Here is a 13,822-nt window from a genome sequence, read left to right on the forward strand (position 1 = left end):
AATTCTAATAATTTCACGTACTGTATTTTTCTCATTTAGGACTAATAAACATTTAAAACTTGAACATCCTATAACTGATAAATAAGGAAAGGGAGGTCAAAAAAATGGGACGACAAAAAAAAGGCAATGCTAATGCACAGCGCAACAATAATGCTAAAAAACAAGGGAAAGAAAACCATCCTGATACAGAATTCTCTTCCTATGCAGAAGTAGAGGCGCAAAAAATGAATCGTAACCAGCATTCCTAGGAGGTTTTTTGGATGACTGTTCAAACTCAACTTCAACAAGCAATTGCGTCAGCACAAAGTGTTCAGGCCAGTTTAACACAGTTCTCACTAGAAACAGAAAATCAAGACGCCAAACAATTGTTTGAAAATTTGGCAACACAGCAAAAAAATATTACTACTTTGCTTGAAGGTCGTTATCAACAAGTTCTTCAAGAAGAACCTCAATTTAATCAATCAAACTAAATTGATTCTTTTGTACTCGACTAATCGTCTGACCCTACTTAACCTTAGGGTCAGATTTTCAGGAATCCATAACTTTGGAATGTATTGAAGAATGGAGGAATCAAATTGTTTGATTTTTGGCAAGGGGCTGAATCTTTACCGATATATGGATATATGATACGTGCTACAATTGTGTACTTATATATATTTCTTATTGTAAAAGTGTTAGGACAACGTTCAATGAGTTCGATTGATGCACTTGATTTTATTTTTGGAGTAGTCATCGGAGATATTCTAGGAGAACCTCTAACTGATGGATCTATTCCTCTTGCAGGACCAGTTTCAGCAGCTGCGATGACAGCTGGGTTGCATTTATTACTATCGATTTTCGCTTTGCGAGCCCCGCGTTTTAGGCGTGTCATTGAGGACGAACCAATAATTTTGATGAGACATGGTCAAATTTTACATGAAGAATTAAGAAAAGCAAAAATCACGCTTGAAGCTTTTTTTATGGATTTGCGTTTAAATAATGCGAGTGATTTATCAGAAATTGATTATGCCATTCTTGAAATGAACGGTTCGATTAGTGTAATAAAAAAGTCAAATTATGAAAGTGTTACGTTAAATGATATGAAAAGAAATGTTCCATCAAAAGGGTATCCATCCGTACTAATTGAAGATGGACATATTATCGAAGCGAATGTGAAAAAATTTGGAACAATTGATTGGTTAAGAGAGCAAGTTCATAAGCAGGGGTTCAGAAATCCGCATGAGATTTTTGTTATGACGATTGATGAAACTGGTCAAATATTCGTAAGTCCAAAATCACAAACAAAGGATCTTTAAGGTATAAAAACACTTCTTTCGTATCATAATGATAAAAAGAAAAAGGAGTGTTTCTATTGAGAAGAGTCAGAAAATTATCATTTGAAGAATTAGTTAGAGAAAACAGAGAGAAATTACTTAATGATAAAGATGCGTTAGATCGGTTAGAAGAAAGATGGGAGCAAAAAAGATCATCAGTTAAACAAGCTGAAATGTGAATAAGAATGCTTTTTAGAGGTAACCTAGTATTAGGGAGGGGTTACTTATGAAAAGCACAAAGTCACATTTTGCTCAATTTCGTCCTGACCACTTAGGTATGCAGCCTGTAAAATCGAATGCGAATAACGGGAAGAAAATGGCTCAAAAGAGCAATGCACAACCTAATTACATTCCTCCTAAAGGATAATAAGAACTTTGCCCTGGAGTATTTCAACTCTAGGGCTTAATTCATTTATAGCTCTAACCCCAGTCGGACAAGGGGTTCAAATTGTTAGAAAAAGTTGTCGATGAAAAATGCTTGTCATATATAGTAAGAGACGGAATAATGGAGAGGAATGATGTCGTAGGAGGTAGTTAAACAATGAGGCATCAGAAGCTCATTTTAACGTCTTTACTTTTATGCTATTTAATAGCTTTATTTTATGTAACTTTATTTGCATGGAATTATGGAGCTTCACTAGGCCCCGCTGGCCCTGGAGGAAGAAACTACAATGTAATTCCGTTTCGTAGTATATATCGAATTGCTGTTTTTAGTCCAACAATCGCAGATCCGATTCGTATTTTACTTGGTAACATTGTTTTGTTTATCCCACTTGGTTTCCTTCTTCCATCGATTTGGCCAAAAGTTCGCCGTTTTACGCTCGTTTTCTACATAAGTTTTTCGGTCTCTCTTCTAATTGAAGTTAGTCAATTTTTATTTACACACCGTGTTTCAAATGTTGATGATGTCATTTTGAATACCTTTGGTGGACTACTTGGACTGCTAATTTTTTCATGTGTATACTGGACAAAAAAACGAATTATTTATTTTCAAACATAAGCGTCCTAAGAATGAGTTTCGCAAAAAAAAACAAGTAACGTGTGAAACCATGGATACAAGAGGAAAAAGGTCTATTCCTGAGGCCACTGTCAGTGGCCTTTAAGAAATGAGCTTAGCCGTTGCCGCTTCTTCGATGGACTTTTTCAGTGTACTTCGGTTTTCACCTTTTTCACTTATCCTTATTTTCTCATTGTATATCGATTAAATAAGCGGAAACATAAGTATACAATTAATATAAATGCTCCATAAAATAATGAGATATACAGTAAATCACTTGGGTTTGTTACAATGGTATTCCCTACCGTTGCGAATAAGATCATTGATGGAACTTTTCCTAATGAAGAAGCAACCGCATATCGCAAAAAAGTAACACGACTTAGTGCCGAATAAATATTTACAATAATTGATGGAATGACAGGTATAAGCCTCGTTATAAAAATAGTCATAAAAGCATTTCTCTCAAACATTATTGTAATCTTAGCGAGTCGATCATAACGGAATAGCCATTTTTTCCCCCAATCCTGGTATCCATAGCGTACGAAAGCAAACATAAGAATCGATGCAAGAGAGGAACCAACCCATGTCACGATACTTCCAGCAACCGGTCCATATGCTGCTCCGAGAATACCACCAATTATCGGATATGGAATAATGGGGAATAATGCAAAAAATGTTGCAAGTACCGATGTTGCGATCATATATTCTGTCCCACCTTGACGAATCCATTGAAGCAAAGACTCTCCAAAAAGGTACATGATAAAGGCTATAGCCACATAACCAAGTAAAACAAATCCTTTCCTCATCAAATCCGTCCTTTCCGAATGATATGCTTTTCATTCTCTCATATATCTGTCATGGTTGCGGCAGTTTGTTTTGTCACTTTCATGAAATATTATGAGGAGACTAGTAAAAGTCCCTTTATAATAGTTAGATTCTCTTTTCTAATAGGACTGGATCTGATAAAATAGTTTAATCAAAGTGGATTACTAGGAAAAGGTGATGTAATGAAAGGAAGTATCTGGTTATTATTTGTTGTTGGACTACTGGCTATATTTCCTGTTACTGTAGGAGCCCATTCATATGTTTCGGAATCTTCCCCTGAAGATGGAGAAGAACTAGCTGAGGCAGTCGATGAGATTATACTTCAATTTAATGCTGGCATAGAAGGAGTAAGTACAGCAACTGTTTATGATGAGGCAGGTCAAGAAGTTCCTTCTGACTATATCGAAGTTGAAAGTTCGACAATTACGGTCAATTATAGAGAACCTCTCGTACCTGGTTCTTATCACGTTGAGTGGAATGCGTTAGGAGAAGACACTCATCATACAAAAGGAAGTTTTTTGTTTACTGTATTACAATATGAGATTGAAGGGGTAGAAGAGGAAACTAAATTACCTGAAAGTCCGGAGGTTGAACTTGAACTAGATCAAGTAATAGACGACAGTGGACAATCAGAACTTGAAGAAGAGAGCTCTGTAGAATTATCGGCAGGTCGGCTTATTTTGCCACTTCTTATTACAGCTATAGCTTTGTTTGTTTTTCTACGCTTTTTTATTAAGAGGCGTCGCTAATGTTGCTATCTTTGATAAATGTTATGCTATATATTTGTTTAGCGCTTCTTATAGGATACTTTTTACTTGTACGAATGCCTGAGAACTCCCGACCGACTCTTAAGGTCCCGGAAATACAATTGAAGTTGCTCATTCTAACGATTCCGATTCTTTTATTAATCCCAGTTGTCAGTGTTGTTTTCACACTATACAATCAATTTTCACTGCCCGTTGCCGAAGCAGTTAATACAGTGTTTCTTGAATATTCAATTGGGCAAGCGTTTCTTATTTCTTTGGTGCTTGCAATTGGTCTAGTCGTCTTTTTAGATAAATTAAAAAAGAGCTGGATGGCTTTTTTGATAGTGAGTGCCCTCATTTTTTTATCAAGTTGGTCTAGTCATGGTGCAGCTGTAGCTGGCTGGTTTGGATTTATTGGGAATTCACTGCACTTGCTAGCTGTTTCGGTCTGGATTGGGACACTTTCTGTCGTTGCATGGTTCTCAAATGATTGGAACGATCCACGTCGTTTTTTTCGCTGGTTTTCAATTGTAGCAGCTATAGCAGTTGTAATGATTATTGGTTCAGGTTTCATGTTAATGGAGGCAATTGTGCCAGAGTATGTGCAAGCATGGCTTTTGAGCTATGGTCAATTGTTAGTAATGAAACATTTATTGTTTTTGCCACTATTAGCATTTGGATTTCACCACTTTCTTCTTGGCAATAGCAAGGTTGACTTTGAAAACAAAGCAAGACTTATTAAATCATTTCGAATTGAGTCGCTAATTGCGCTTTTAGTGTTTACGATATCAGCATTCATGACCGAACAAACGCCACCTCATGAAGTCGCGCAAACATTACAAACGGAAACAATCTCTCCTGTCATGAAATTGTTTATAGGTGAACAAGCTAATATAGGCGCCATTCATTTATCAGTTACACCAATTACGGTTCTGTTAGTAGCAATTGCAATAATATTATTTATTGTTGCTACAAGATCCTTACTACGATCAGGTAAATTAGCGACAACTTCGGCTCTTTTTATAATAAGTATCTTAACGCTCTACACTAATCTTATGGTAAGTGTTGAGATTGGTGGATATGAACAAGATGAGACAGTTTACCAAACTCTAGAAGAGGCGGTCTCTGCAACTTACCATGCAAATGCAAGGATTGATTTGCTTTTAATGGAACAAGATCAAAATGAAATCCATGTTGTTTATTCAGTTGATCAGCAGGACTTAGTCGCTGAAAAGATTGTTGAAGCTGAAGGCGGTTATAAACGACTTCCAGCAGCGATGTTAACAATCGGTGGGACAGCAATCGTTGATGAAAAGCAAAAAATTCGAACGTTTCGAATACAAAGTGGGAATTGGCATAATGAGAACTATCGTTACACATATGTCACATTCGGCATGATACAAGAACCGAATAATGTGGCGCGTGTCCAAATTCATTATGAAGGTGGTTCCTATATTGCCCCATTGCATGCTACTACATTTATTAATGTATTCTCAACGAATGATAATTGGGCTGATCAACACCCAATTGATTTCCTTGCTGAAGATGGGCGAGTGATCGAAACATATGCACGGAACGTAATGGAAGAAGGAGTGTATTGCCATTAAGGGTAAGCACTCCTTTCGTTTTTTTATGAAGAATTCTTGTCTTAATGAAGTATAAAATTTGACAGCACATGATTCTATAGATATGAATCTATCCAATTTTACATAAAACTATTTTGCTTATCGAAGGAAGAGGGTGAAATGTAAAATAAAAAAGGGGTAAAAAAATGGAGAGAAAAAAGCAATGGATGATTTATGGCATGCTAACATTTGCTACAAGTACTTGGGGAAGTGCGTTTATAGCAGGAAAGGTTGCGATTGAAAGCTTTGATCCTGCAACCATCTCTTTTTTGCGTTTTTTTGGAGCGGCGCTTTTGTTATTTCCTATTATGTGGCTAGTTGAAAAAAACACCCCAAAACCAAGGAAAAAAGATTGGGTACTATTTGCTTTGTTAGGGCTGACGGGAGTTGCAATCTATAATATTTGCTTCTTTTTAGCTAGTAAACATGCACCTGTTATAAAGAGCTCTTTGTTTATTGCAGCTAACCCGATGCTGATTATGTTGTTATCTGGTTTATTATTAAAAGAAACGATTTCAAAACGAAATGTAATAGGACTCCTTCTTGCGTTTGCAGGTGTTGTAACAATCGTTACAGAAGGGAATTTGATGATTTTTTTCCGGTTTCAATTTGAGCCAATTGACTTTGTATTACTTGGAGCTGTTATTACTTGGGCATTATATAGTGTCATTGGACGTGTTGTTTTACGGAAATATAGTTCGATTGTTTCTACTACTTATGCAGTAGGATTTGGAACACTGTTTTTGCTCCCTTTTTCGTTATTTGAAAAACCTTGGCAAAGTATCGCTACAAGCACATTGCCTGCATGGCTAGCGATTGCACATATGAGTGTGTTTGTCACAGTGATCGGTTTTATTCTTTACTATTATGGCATCCAAAAGATTGGGGCTGCAAAAGCTTCTATTTTTATTAACGTAATGCCGGTTTCTGCAGTAATTATGGCGACAGTTTTTTTAGGGGAGACACTCACATTAACTACTGTTATTGGAGCGCTTTTTGTCATATCTGGTGTGTATGTAGGAACGGCCGTCCGGCGCCAGAAAGAGAAGCCAATCTCACATGCAAAGACTGGGTAATGATGTTAAAATGAAGAACGGGGTTTAAGAAAGTGGTGTGTCTCATGTTACAAGAGAGTTGGACAAACGAGAAAATAGAACAGTGGCTTGCTGATGTAAATCAAGGAAACGAGGCATTTCAAGAGGGAAAAGCTTGGGAAATCCTTGAACAATTTGAAGGCAAGGAAGAGCTGGAAAAAGCGACTTTATTAAATAAATCGAAGTTGCTTTCGATGTTAGCGCATGCTCGCTATAATCGTATAGGGAAGATTGATCATTTGGTTGAACGCTGGGCGAATGAAGCATTACAAGTTGATGATACGAATGCGACTGCACACCAGCTGAGATTACAACAATTGCTAGACTTTCTTAAGAAGGTACCGATACCAGATAAGTTTCCTCCTATTAGAGAGACCGATCATGGCTCCGCAAAGAAACAAACAGCGAATGAGTACAAACAAATTGCAGAGAACTTTTTTCATTATGTTAATGAGTATGACAAAATTGCATGTGAGAAGAATCACTCAATAGAATATATTCGAAATGTCGAAAAAGTTGAGACAATTAATACGATAACAAGCTTAATGGAAGAATTGCAAAAGCCCTTTAAAACAATATTATTGGCGGCAACTGAATATGCGAACTCGTTAACTGGCGTATATTATTCTGCTGCTCAATTTAAGGAAATTGCGAAAGCGACAAACGTTATAGAACAATTGAATAAAAAGTGGCAGACACTTCTCTGGCAGAATCAAGGAAAAGAAAAGAAGCTAACCGCTTTAGATGAATTACAGGCTATGATTGGATTAGAAGATGTGAAACAAAGAGTACACAAACTATATCAATTCCTACATTATCAAAAAGAGCGTATAAATCAGGGGTTCCAAGCAAAAGACGGGATAACATTACACATGATCCTAACAGGGAATCCCGGTACAGGGAAAACTCATTTAGCTAGATTAATGGCGAAGATCTATTCTGAACTCGGATTGCTTGAACGTGATAAAGTATATGAAGTAGATCGAACTCAACTAGTTGGAGCTTATGTTGGACAAACAGAAGAAAATACCAATCAGGCAATTGAACGAGCTGCTGGTGGAGTATTGTTTATCGATGAAGCCTATAGCTTAAAAAGAGCAGGTACAGCAGGGAATGATTATGGACAGTCAGCCATTGATACCCTTGTATCCGCAATGACTAGTGGGAAGTATGCTGGAACGTTTGCTGTTATTCTTGCAGGATATCCTGAGGAAATGCGAACGTTCTTACGAGCTAACCCTGGTCTAAGAAGTCGATTTCCCGAACAAAATCATATAGAAATTGATAATTATTCTATCAATGAATTGCTTCAAATTGGAGAGCAAGTTGCGATTGAAAACGATTATTTATTAACGAGAAGTGCAAAAAATGAATTTCAGAAACGGATTGAAAAAGCTCAAGTTGATGAATCTTTTGGCAATGCACGAGAAGCGAAAAACATTATTTTAGATGCTATCTTCCAGAAAGGATCGAAAATGTCACTGGAAGATGCACAAACAGATGATTTTGTTTTACTTAAAGCAGGTGACTTTATTAAAGAAACTGATCAAGTAGAAGAACAATCAGCCCAGGTGGAATTACAACAATTAATCGGTCTTGAACAAGTCAAGCAAGAAATGAGGCAGTTAACATCATTTGTTCAGATCCAACAAATCCGTAGAGAAAAACGATTACAAGCCCTGCCTCTACAAGTTCATTCTGTATTTACAGGAAATCCCGGGACTGGTAAAACGACTGTTGCGAAATTATTTGCAAAATCATTGAAAGAAATTGGACTCTTGAAGCGAGGACATTTAGTTATTGTATCAAGGGCGGATTTAGTAGCTGGCTATGTTGGACAAACGTCTCAAAAAACAAAGGAAAAAGTAAAGGATGCACTAGGTGGAGTATTGTTTATTGATGAAGCTTATTCACTTTTAGCTGAGGGACATGGAGATTTTGGAAAAGAAGTAATTAATACACTAGTTCAAGAAATGACGGAACATGAAGAGAATCTCGTTGTTATTTTGGCTGGATATGCTAGTGAAATGAATCGATTACTTGATAGTAATCCTGGATTACGTTCACGCTTTAAGAAACATCTCCACTTTGAGGATTATACAAAAAATGAGTTGCTTGAGATTATTCGTAATCGAGCAGACCAATTTGGCTATGAATTTACATCAGAGGCTATCGAGTTATTAGGAAAGTATGTGAACGATCATGGTCATCCGAGTAATGGGCGCTTTGCAAGCGATCTATTAGATCAACTTATTCAAATTCAGTCGTTACGTCTCATTGATTACGAACAATTACATGCTGATCAATTAATGACAATTGAAAAAGAGGATGTTCAATTGTTGAAAAGTTAATTCATTTAGAAAAGAGTGATGTAATTGTATATTTCAACAAGAGAAATACAAATTTTATATGCAGATACAGATATGATGGGTGTGATTTACCATGCAAACTACTTAAAGTATTTTGAACTTGGTCGAGGTGGACTTGTTGAAGATGTCGGTTATAGTTACATTGAGATGGAAGAATCAGGTTATTTTGCACCAGTATATGATGTAACAGCCACATATAAAAAACCAGTTCGCTATGGCGATAAAGCATTTGTAAGAACATGGGTGGAGAAAAATGATGGGATCAAAACGATTTATGGGTACCAGATTGTGAATGGTGAAGATGAAGTATGTGTCGAAGGGACAACGACACATATTATTGTAAAAAAAGAAACATTTAAACCAACAGCATTTAAGAAAGCTTTTCCTGACTGGTTTCAAAAATATGAAGAAATAAAGAAGAAATAATAAAGAACGAATAAGTCATCAATCATTATCCATACTAAGCTTGCACAAGAAATTTCAAGTTAACGAAAAGGGGTAATGAAGATGGCTAAGCCAGATAATCGCAATGATAATGCAGAAAAGCTTCAGCAAATGAAAGAAAACACAGAACACAATATTGAGGCTGCTGAGGAGTCTCTTGCTCATACCGATATGAACGAGGAACAAAAGCAATCAATTAAAGAAAAGAACCAACGTCGTGTCCAGAGCATTAAAGGCTTTGAAGCAGAAATGGCTGATGAAATGCAGGCTCGCCAGAATGGATACAAAGGCGAAAAGTAGACCACCTCATTGGAAAGACCAGACTTTCACATAAACATGAAAAAGCTGTTGAGCATAATCTCAACAGCTTTTTTTTTAATGAGAATCATTTTGACCGTTTGCACTGCTACTTGTTTTATGTTTTGGTCGTTTTTTTGATTTTTGCTTAGTATTGCTATCTTTTTTTGACATATAGACTCTCCTTATGAATGAATGGTTTTTGGTAAGATGCATACAAAAGCATCTTACTTATAGGATGAACAAATCCTAAACGTTTCACTAGGAGTAGTTACTGGAAAAAAAAAGTTTGACGTTAGTAAAAATAGGATATAGATGAGGAATTAGAAAGATAATGTTCCTTATTATTTAGTAAGTGTTTTTTTATATGTAAGTGAAAAAAACTTGTCGTATGATATAATCAACCAAATGAATTTCGGTGGTGAAAAATAGTGGCATTTGGTATTACGAGAGAAGAGCTTAATGAATGGAGACAGCAAGCACAAAAAGGAGAAATTGCCTTTTTAACGCACTTCTGGCTTGATGAGCGATTTCCTGAGTGTACATCGGTAACGAAAGTGGCATGTGTAGATATTCAAAAGCTTAAAAAGTGGGGAGAGCAATATGGATTGAAATCAGAGTGGATTCATTATCGGCAGAAGTACCCACACTTTGATTTATTCGGAGAAAGGCAACGATACATATTAATTCAAGAAAAAAAAGAAAATCAGCTTAACAAATTAGGACATAAATTCCAATAATAATTCAATACTTGCTATAATAAAAAAAGTATGAAAACAATAGGAGGATTAGATATGCCAAATCAAACAACAATTATTTCTGAATTACAAACAAATCCAACAGTTGATCCTAAAGAACAGATTCGAGAGCGAGTCGATTTTTTAAAGGACTATTTAATAAATACTGGGGCAAAAGGTTTTGTGTTGGGGATTTCTGGAGGTCAAGATTCGACACTAGCTGGAAAACTGGCACAGACAGCTATTAATGAATTAAATGAACAACAGAGTAACATCGTATACTCATTTTATGCAGTAAGGCTTCCTTATGGTGAACAAAAGGATGAAGACGATGCGCAAGATGCTATCCGCTTTATAGAGCCAACAAAGGCCATTACTGTTAATATTAAAGGAGCGGTTGATGCATCGATAGAGGCGTTTAAAGCCGCAACTGGTGAACAGTTGTCTGATTTCAATAAAGGAAATACAAAGGCTAGGGAGCGTATGAAGGCGCAGTATGATCTAGCTGCGCACTTTGGTTGTCTTGTAATTGGGACTGATCACGCTGCAGAAGCAATAACAGGATTTTTTACAAAACATGGTGATGGTGCGTGTGATATTGCTCCATTATTTGGTCTGACGAAACGACAAGGGAAATCATTGTTAATGGAATTAGGTGCACCAGAACACCTTTATAAGAAAGCACCGACAGCTGACTTAGAAGACGATAAGCCTGGTTTACCTGATGAGGTTGCATTAGGAATGAGCTATAATAACTTAGATGATTATTTAGAAGGTAAACAAGTGAACGAGGATATTAAAGAGAAAATTGAATCACGATATGAAAAAACCGAGCATAAACGTCAGCTTCCAGTTACCATTTACGACTCTTGGTGGAAACAGTAAAAATTGGGCATAATCAGTTCCCTACGAACATACCTTAATGCGAGTGTCTTCTAGTGGGTTGTAATGTTGAGCGTTACGCTCGCTAATTGAACACTTTAAGATAACAGATTAAGGAGAGGGAATGATGAAGGGGAAAGTAGTAATACTATTAGGGTTAAGTCTGTGTCTCATTTTAGTTGTGGGCTTTCATGTTTTGCCGAATGGGAAGCTTGAGCTGTCACAAGCTAAAGAGGTTGTAACAGAAACTGATGATACAGTTAGAGAAGTGAAAGGGATTGAGATCGCATTAAACGACTTCTATCTTGAAGCAGACACAGAAGAACAAGGAAAACAGTTTGTAATTGTTGACTTGTCTTTTACAAATAATCGAGAAACGGTTTATGAATTCTCAACCTTTAACATAACACTAGTAGATGAAGATGGATTTGCTCATAGCATGAATACATCGATTGAAACGAAGGGCATTCTCGGTGGTCAGCTTCATCCAGGCAGAACAAATCGCGGAGAAATTGCATTTTTAGTTCCAAAAGCATCTCAATATGAGCTTGTTTATACCGATCATTTACGGACAGGACAAGTTACATGGCAAGTATCAGTTGACAAGGAATGATGTAGGTAATGAACTCAAATAGTGATCTGCATATGCACTCTACAGCATCAGACGGTGGATACACACCGTCTGAATTAATGAGAAAGTGTAAAGAAGTGAATTTGGAAATTGTTTCTTTAACCGATCATGACAGTGTAGAGGGTATTGAAGAAGCAATAATTGAAGGTGGGAAGTTAGGTATTCGAGTAATTCCTGGCATTGAATTTTCTACTAAGTACAAAGGGCAGAGCGTTCATATACTAGGCTACCAGTTTGATTGGAAAAATGAGGAACTTAAAACGCTACTTATAAAGCAGAAACAACTAAGAAGAGAACGGTTAGACACAATAATAGAACGGCTAGACGGTATTGGGTTACCAATCGAAGCAGAAAATGTGTTAAAACATGTAGATGGTGGAAGTATCGGACGACCTCATGTCGCTAAAGCATTAATTGACGCAGGCTATGTGAAAGATATGGCAGAAGCGTTTGAACGGTATTTAGCTGAGGGGCAACCTGGATATGTTGAAAAATCAAAGGAAATGACTGTTCAAGAAGCTATTGATTGGATCCACCAAACAGGAGGAATCTCAATTGTTGCCCATCCCGTTTATTATGATGTTGATGAAGATTTAATTGACTGGGTAATAGATTGGGGATTAGATGGTATAGAGGTATATCACCGCGATCATGACGAAGAGGCGATAAAGCGTTATGAACGTATTTGCCAATCAATTGAGGAGCAAGTCGAAACAACGCTTTACCGAACGGGAGGATCTGATTTCCACCATGAAGAATATGGACGTGTACCTGAACCATTAGGTGCCACTAGACTCTCTAACGAATTAGCTAGTAAGTTATTAGACTGTTGAGAATGATCTCGACAGTCTTTTTAAATAAGAGCTTAAACGTGCTGGTAACAAGTAGGATTGCAAGATAAATAATGACTTTTACAGTTCACATGTATCATACCTTCTCGATCACACTCTTGATTTCAATTCCCTCAAGAGCCTGTGTGGCAAGTTGATCAGCTTCCTTATTTAAGCTCCGATCAACTAATTTATACTCTAGCGTTAGCCCAAGCTTTTTGGCTGATTGATCAATTCGGTCTAACCAATTCAGGTAATGTTCTTCATAGCAAGGCCATTCTCCTGAAGCTTGATTGACAACAATCATAGAATCAGAGTAAATACGGATAGTTTGATGGTGGACATTCATTTCGGTAAGCTGCATTAGAAGGCGATGGAGTGCAGCATATTCTGCTTCGTTGTTGTCTTCAAGTAGTTCTAATGTATCGTTAAAACGAATGCGCCAATTTTTATGGTTTTGTTTATAATAAATGGCAAGTCCGATACCTGCACTTCGTGTTGCTTTGTCAAAGCCTCCATCTATATAAGCAATGACATCATGCGGTTCTGTTTCGAATTGTTTTAAGAATTTAATTAATTGCTTCTTTGTCCATGCAGTGTCTTGTTCATCTAAGAATTCAATACTTTTTAATCGACCTGTTTTTTCGAGGTCATCATGTAACATTAGAGAAGATGCTACACTCATCCAATCAGATTTCATAAAAAAAGACTGTTTTGTTTTTAATGGAGTATAGTACCATTCCAATCGAATTTTCATAAAAAAACCTCCTTTATAGTAAGTACGTACTTGAAAATGAAGTAGTATCGGCTCTACTCATTGCTTCTGGTTCAAACAAAAAGGTAAAAAGCGACCTTTTTTATTCTGAGTAGTGCAATCAAAATTGCAATGGCTCCACTCGCCGTGCGCCTTCCTGCGAAGATCGCTCAAAAGGCTTAAAACATAACGTCGGCTCCGCTCATTGCTTCTGGTTCAAACAAAAAGGTAAAAAGCGACCTTTTTTATTCTGAGTAGTGCAATCAAAATTGCAATGG

Annotated in this window: 18 protein-coding genes; 16 read left to right on the forward strand and 2 right to left on the reverse strand. The window is 36.8% G+C overall.

Annotated elements, in window-relative coordinates; all coding sequences use genetic code 11:
• The first annotated feature begins 104 nt into the window (after positions 1–104).
• The 6 genes from SLH51_RS13280 to SLH51_RS13305 all read left to right on the forward strand — a co-directional run bounded on the left by SLH51_RS13280 (position 105) and on the right by SLH51_RS13305 (position 2,313).
• Complete coding sequence (locus SLH51_RS13280; RefSeq protein WP_335961785.1) at positions 105–248, forward strand: hypothetical protein; 144 nt, start codon at positions 105–107, stop codon at positions 246–248.
• Positions 249–260: 12 nt separating this feature from the next.
• Positions 261–470 (forward strand): DUF1657 domain-containing protein, encoded by a 210-nt coding sequence (locus SLH51_RS13285; protein WP_335961787.1) that lies wholly within the window; start codon positions 261–263, stop codon positions 468–470.
• A 105-nt stretch (positions 471–575) separates the two neighbouring features.
• Positions 576–1,295, forward strand: coding sequence for a DUF421 domain-containing protein (locus SLH51_RS13290; RefSeq protein WP_335961788.1), 720 nt, complete (start codon positions 576–578; stop codon positions 1,293–1,295).
• 56 nt (positions 1,296–1,351) lie between these two features.
• The gene (locus tag SLH51_RS13295) at positions 1,352–1,492 is read left to right on the forward strand and encodes an FbpB family small basic protein (protein WP_335961790.1); all 141 of its coding nucleotides are present in this window, start codon (positions 1,352–1,354) and stop codon (positions 1,490–1,492) included.
• A 47-nt stretch (positions 1,493–1,539) separates the two neighbouring features.
• Complete coding sequence (gene sspN, locus SLH51_RS13300; RefSeq protein ID WP_335961791.1) at positions 1,540–1,680, forward strand: small acid-soluble spore protein N; 141 nt, start codon at positions 1,540–1,542, stop codon at positions 1,678–1,680.
• A gap of 174 nt (positions 1,681–1,854) precedes the next feature.
• Positions 1,855–2,313: a VanZ family protein gene (locus tag SLH51_RS13305; protein ID WP_335961792.1), complete on the forward strand. Its 459-nt coding sequence runs from the start codon at positions 1,855–1,857 to the stop codon at positions 2,311–2,313.
• Positions 2,314–2,492: 179 nt separating this feature from the next.
• On the opposite strand, the gene SLH51_RS13310 is transcribed toward SLH51_RS13305, so the two are convergent.
• Entirely contained in the window at positions 2,493–3,119 is a 627-nt protein-coding gene (locus SLH51_RS13310; RefSeq protein WP_390183917.1) for a TVP38/TMEM64 family protein, read from the reverse strand.
• Between the two features lie 198 nt (positions 3,120–3,317).
• On the opposite strand from SLH51_RS13310, the gene SLH51_RS13315 reads away from it, so the two are divergent.
• The 10 genes from SLH51_RS13315 to SLH51_RS13360 all read left to right on the forward strand — a co-directional run bounded on the left by SLH51_RS13315 (position 3,318) and on the right by SLH51_RS13360 (position 12,793).
• The gene (locus tag SLH51_RS13315) at positions 3,318–3,884 is read left to right on the forward strand and encodes a copper resistance CopC family protein (RefSeq protein WP_335961794.1); all 567 of its coding nucleotides are present in this window, start codon (positions 3,318–3,320) and stop codon (positions 3,882–3,884) included.
• Positions 3,884–5,488, forward strand: coding sequence for a copper resistance D family protein (locus SLH51_RS13320; RefSeq protein ID WP_335961795.1), 1,605 nt, complete (start codon positions 3,884–3,886; stop codon positions 5,486–5,488). Before SLH51_RS13315 ends, SLH51_RS13320 begins: the two co-directional genes overlap by 1 nt.
• Before the next feature lie 164 nt (positions 5,489–5,652).
• A complete protein-coding gene (locus SLH51_RS13325; RefSeq protein ID WP_335961796.1) occupies positions 5,653–6,582 on the forward strand; it encodes a DMT family transporter in 930 nt (309 codons plus the stop codon).
• Positions 6,583–6,626: 44 nt separating this feature from the next.
• Positions 6,627–8,951 (forward strand): AAA family ATPase, encoded by a 2,325-nt coding sequence (locus tag SLH51_RS13330; protein WP_335961797.1) that lies wholly within the window; start codon positions 6,627–6,629, stop codon positions 8,949–8,951.
• 24 nt (positions 8,952–8,975) lie between these two features.
• Positions 8,976–9,395 carry an acyl-CoA thioesterase gene (locus SLH51_RS13335; protein WP_335961798.1) on the forward strand — a complete coding sequence of 140 codons (420 nt, stop codon included), beginning with the start codon at positions 8,976–8,978 and terminating at the stop codon, positions 9,393–9,395.
• 81 nt (positions 9,396–9,476) lie between these two features.
• Positions 9,477–9,713 (forward strand): small acid-soluble spore protein Tlp, encoded by a 237-nt coding sequence (gene tlp / locus SLH51_RS13340; RefSeq protein ID WP_335961799.1) that lies wholly within the window; start codon positions 9,477–9,479, stop codon positions 9,711–9,713.
• 428 nt (positions 9,714–10,141) lie between these two features.
• Positions 10,142–10,450, forward strand: a complete 309-nt coding sequence (locus tag SLH51_RS13345; protein ID WP_335961801.1) for a hypothetical protein — start codon at positions 10,142–10,144, stop codon at positions 10,448–10,450.
• A gap of 54 nt (positions 10,451–10,504) precedes the next feature.
• Entirely contained in the window at positions 10,505–11,332 is an 828-nt protein-coding gene (nadE, locus tag SLH51_RS13350; RefSeq protein WP_335961802.1) for an ammonia-dependent NAD(+) synthetase, read from the forward strand.
• A gap of 121 nt (positions 11,333–11,453) precedes the next feature.
• Positions 11,454–11,942, forward strand: coding sequence for a DUF4352 domain-containing protein (locus SLH51_RS13355; RefSeq protein WP_335961803.1), 489 nt, complete (start codon positions 11,454–11,456; stop codon positions 11,940–11,942).
• An 8-nt stretch (positions 11,943–11,950) separates the two neighbouring features.
• Positions 11,951–12,793, forward strand: coding sequence for a PHP domain-containing protein (locus SLH51_RS13360; RefSeq protein ID WP_335961804.1), 843 nt, complete (start codon positions 11,951–11,953; stop codon positions 12,791–12,793).
• A 94-nt stretch (positions 12,794–12,887) separates the two neighbouring features.
• Here the strand turns inward: SLH51_RS13360 and SLH51_RS13365 are convergent, their stop codons facing one another.
• Positions 12,888–13,547: a reverse transcriptase-like protein gene (locus SLH51_RS13365; protein ID WP_335961805.1), complete on the reverse strand. Its 660-nt coding sequence runs from the start codon at positions 13,545–13,547 to the stop codon at positions 12,888–12,890.
• Positions 13,548–13,822 lie beyond the last annotated feature (275 nt).

The organism is Halalkalibacter kiskunsagensis, assembly GCF_037027555.1.
In the GTDB taxonomy this organism is placed as follows: Bacteria; Bacillota; Bacilli; order Bacillales; family Bacillaceae_D; genus Halalkalibacter; species Halalkalibacter kiskunsagensis.

Excerpts from the sequence above, each read along its gene's own strand:
- tlp (WP_335961799.1), top strand. The coding sequence starts at position 9,477 with ATGGCTAAGCCAGATAATCGCAATGATAATGCAGAAAAGCTTCAGCAA.
- SLH51_RS13325 (WP_335961796.1), top strand. The coding sequence starts at position 5,653 with ATGGAGAGAAAAAAGCAATGGATGATTTATGGCATGCTAACATTTGCT.
- SLH51_RS13320 (WP_335961795.1), top strand. The coding sequence starts at position 3,884 with ATGTTGCTATCTTTGATAAATGTTATGCTATATATTTGTTTAGCGCTT.
- SLH51_RS13330 (WP_335961797.1), top strand. The coding sequence starts at position 6,627 with ATGTTACAAGAGAGTTGGACAAACGAGAAAATAGAACAGTGGCTTGCT.
- SLH51_RS13360 (WP_335961804.1), top strand. The coding sequence starts at position 11,951 with ATGAACTCAAATAGTGATCTGCATATGCACTCTACAGCATCAGACGGT.
- SLH51_RS13315 (WP_335961794.1), top strand. The coding sequence starts at position 3,318 with ATGAAAGGAAGTATCTGGTTATTATTTGTTGTTGGACTACTGGCTATA.
- nadE (WP_335961802.1), top strand. The coding sequence starts at position 10,505 with ATGCCAAATCAAACAACAATTATTTCTGAATTACAAACAAATCCAACA.
- sspN (WP_335961791.1), top strand. The coding sequence starts at position 1,540 with ATGAAAAGCACAAAGTCACATTTTGCTCAATTTCGTCCTGACCACTTA.
- SLH51_RS13355 (WP_335961803.1), top strand. The coding sequence starts at position 11,454 with ATGATGAAGGGGAAAGTAGTAATACTATTAGGGTTAAGTCTGTGTCTC.
- SLH51_RS13365 (WP_335961805.1), bottom strand. The coding sequence starts at position 13,547 with ATGAAAATTCGATTGGAATGGTACTATACTCCATTAAAAACAAAACAG.
- SLH51_RS13285 (WP_335961787.1), top strand. The coding sequence starts at position 261 with ATGACTGTTCAAACTCAACTTCAACAAGCAATTGCGTCAGCACAAAGT.
- SLH51_RS13280 (WP_335961785.1), top strand. The coding sequence starts at position 105 with ATGGGACGACAAAAAAAAGGCAATGCTAATGCACAGCGCAACAATAAT.
- SLH51_RS13305 (WP_335961792.1), top strand. The coding sequence starts at position 1,855 with ATGAGGCATCAGAAGCTCATTTTAACGTCTTTACTTTTATGCTATTTA.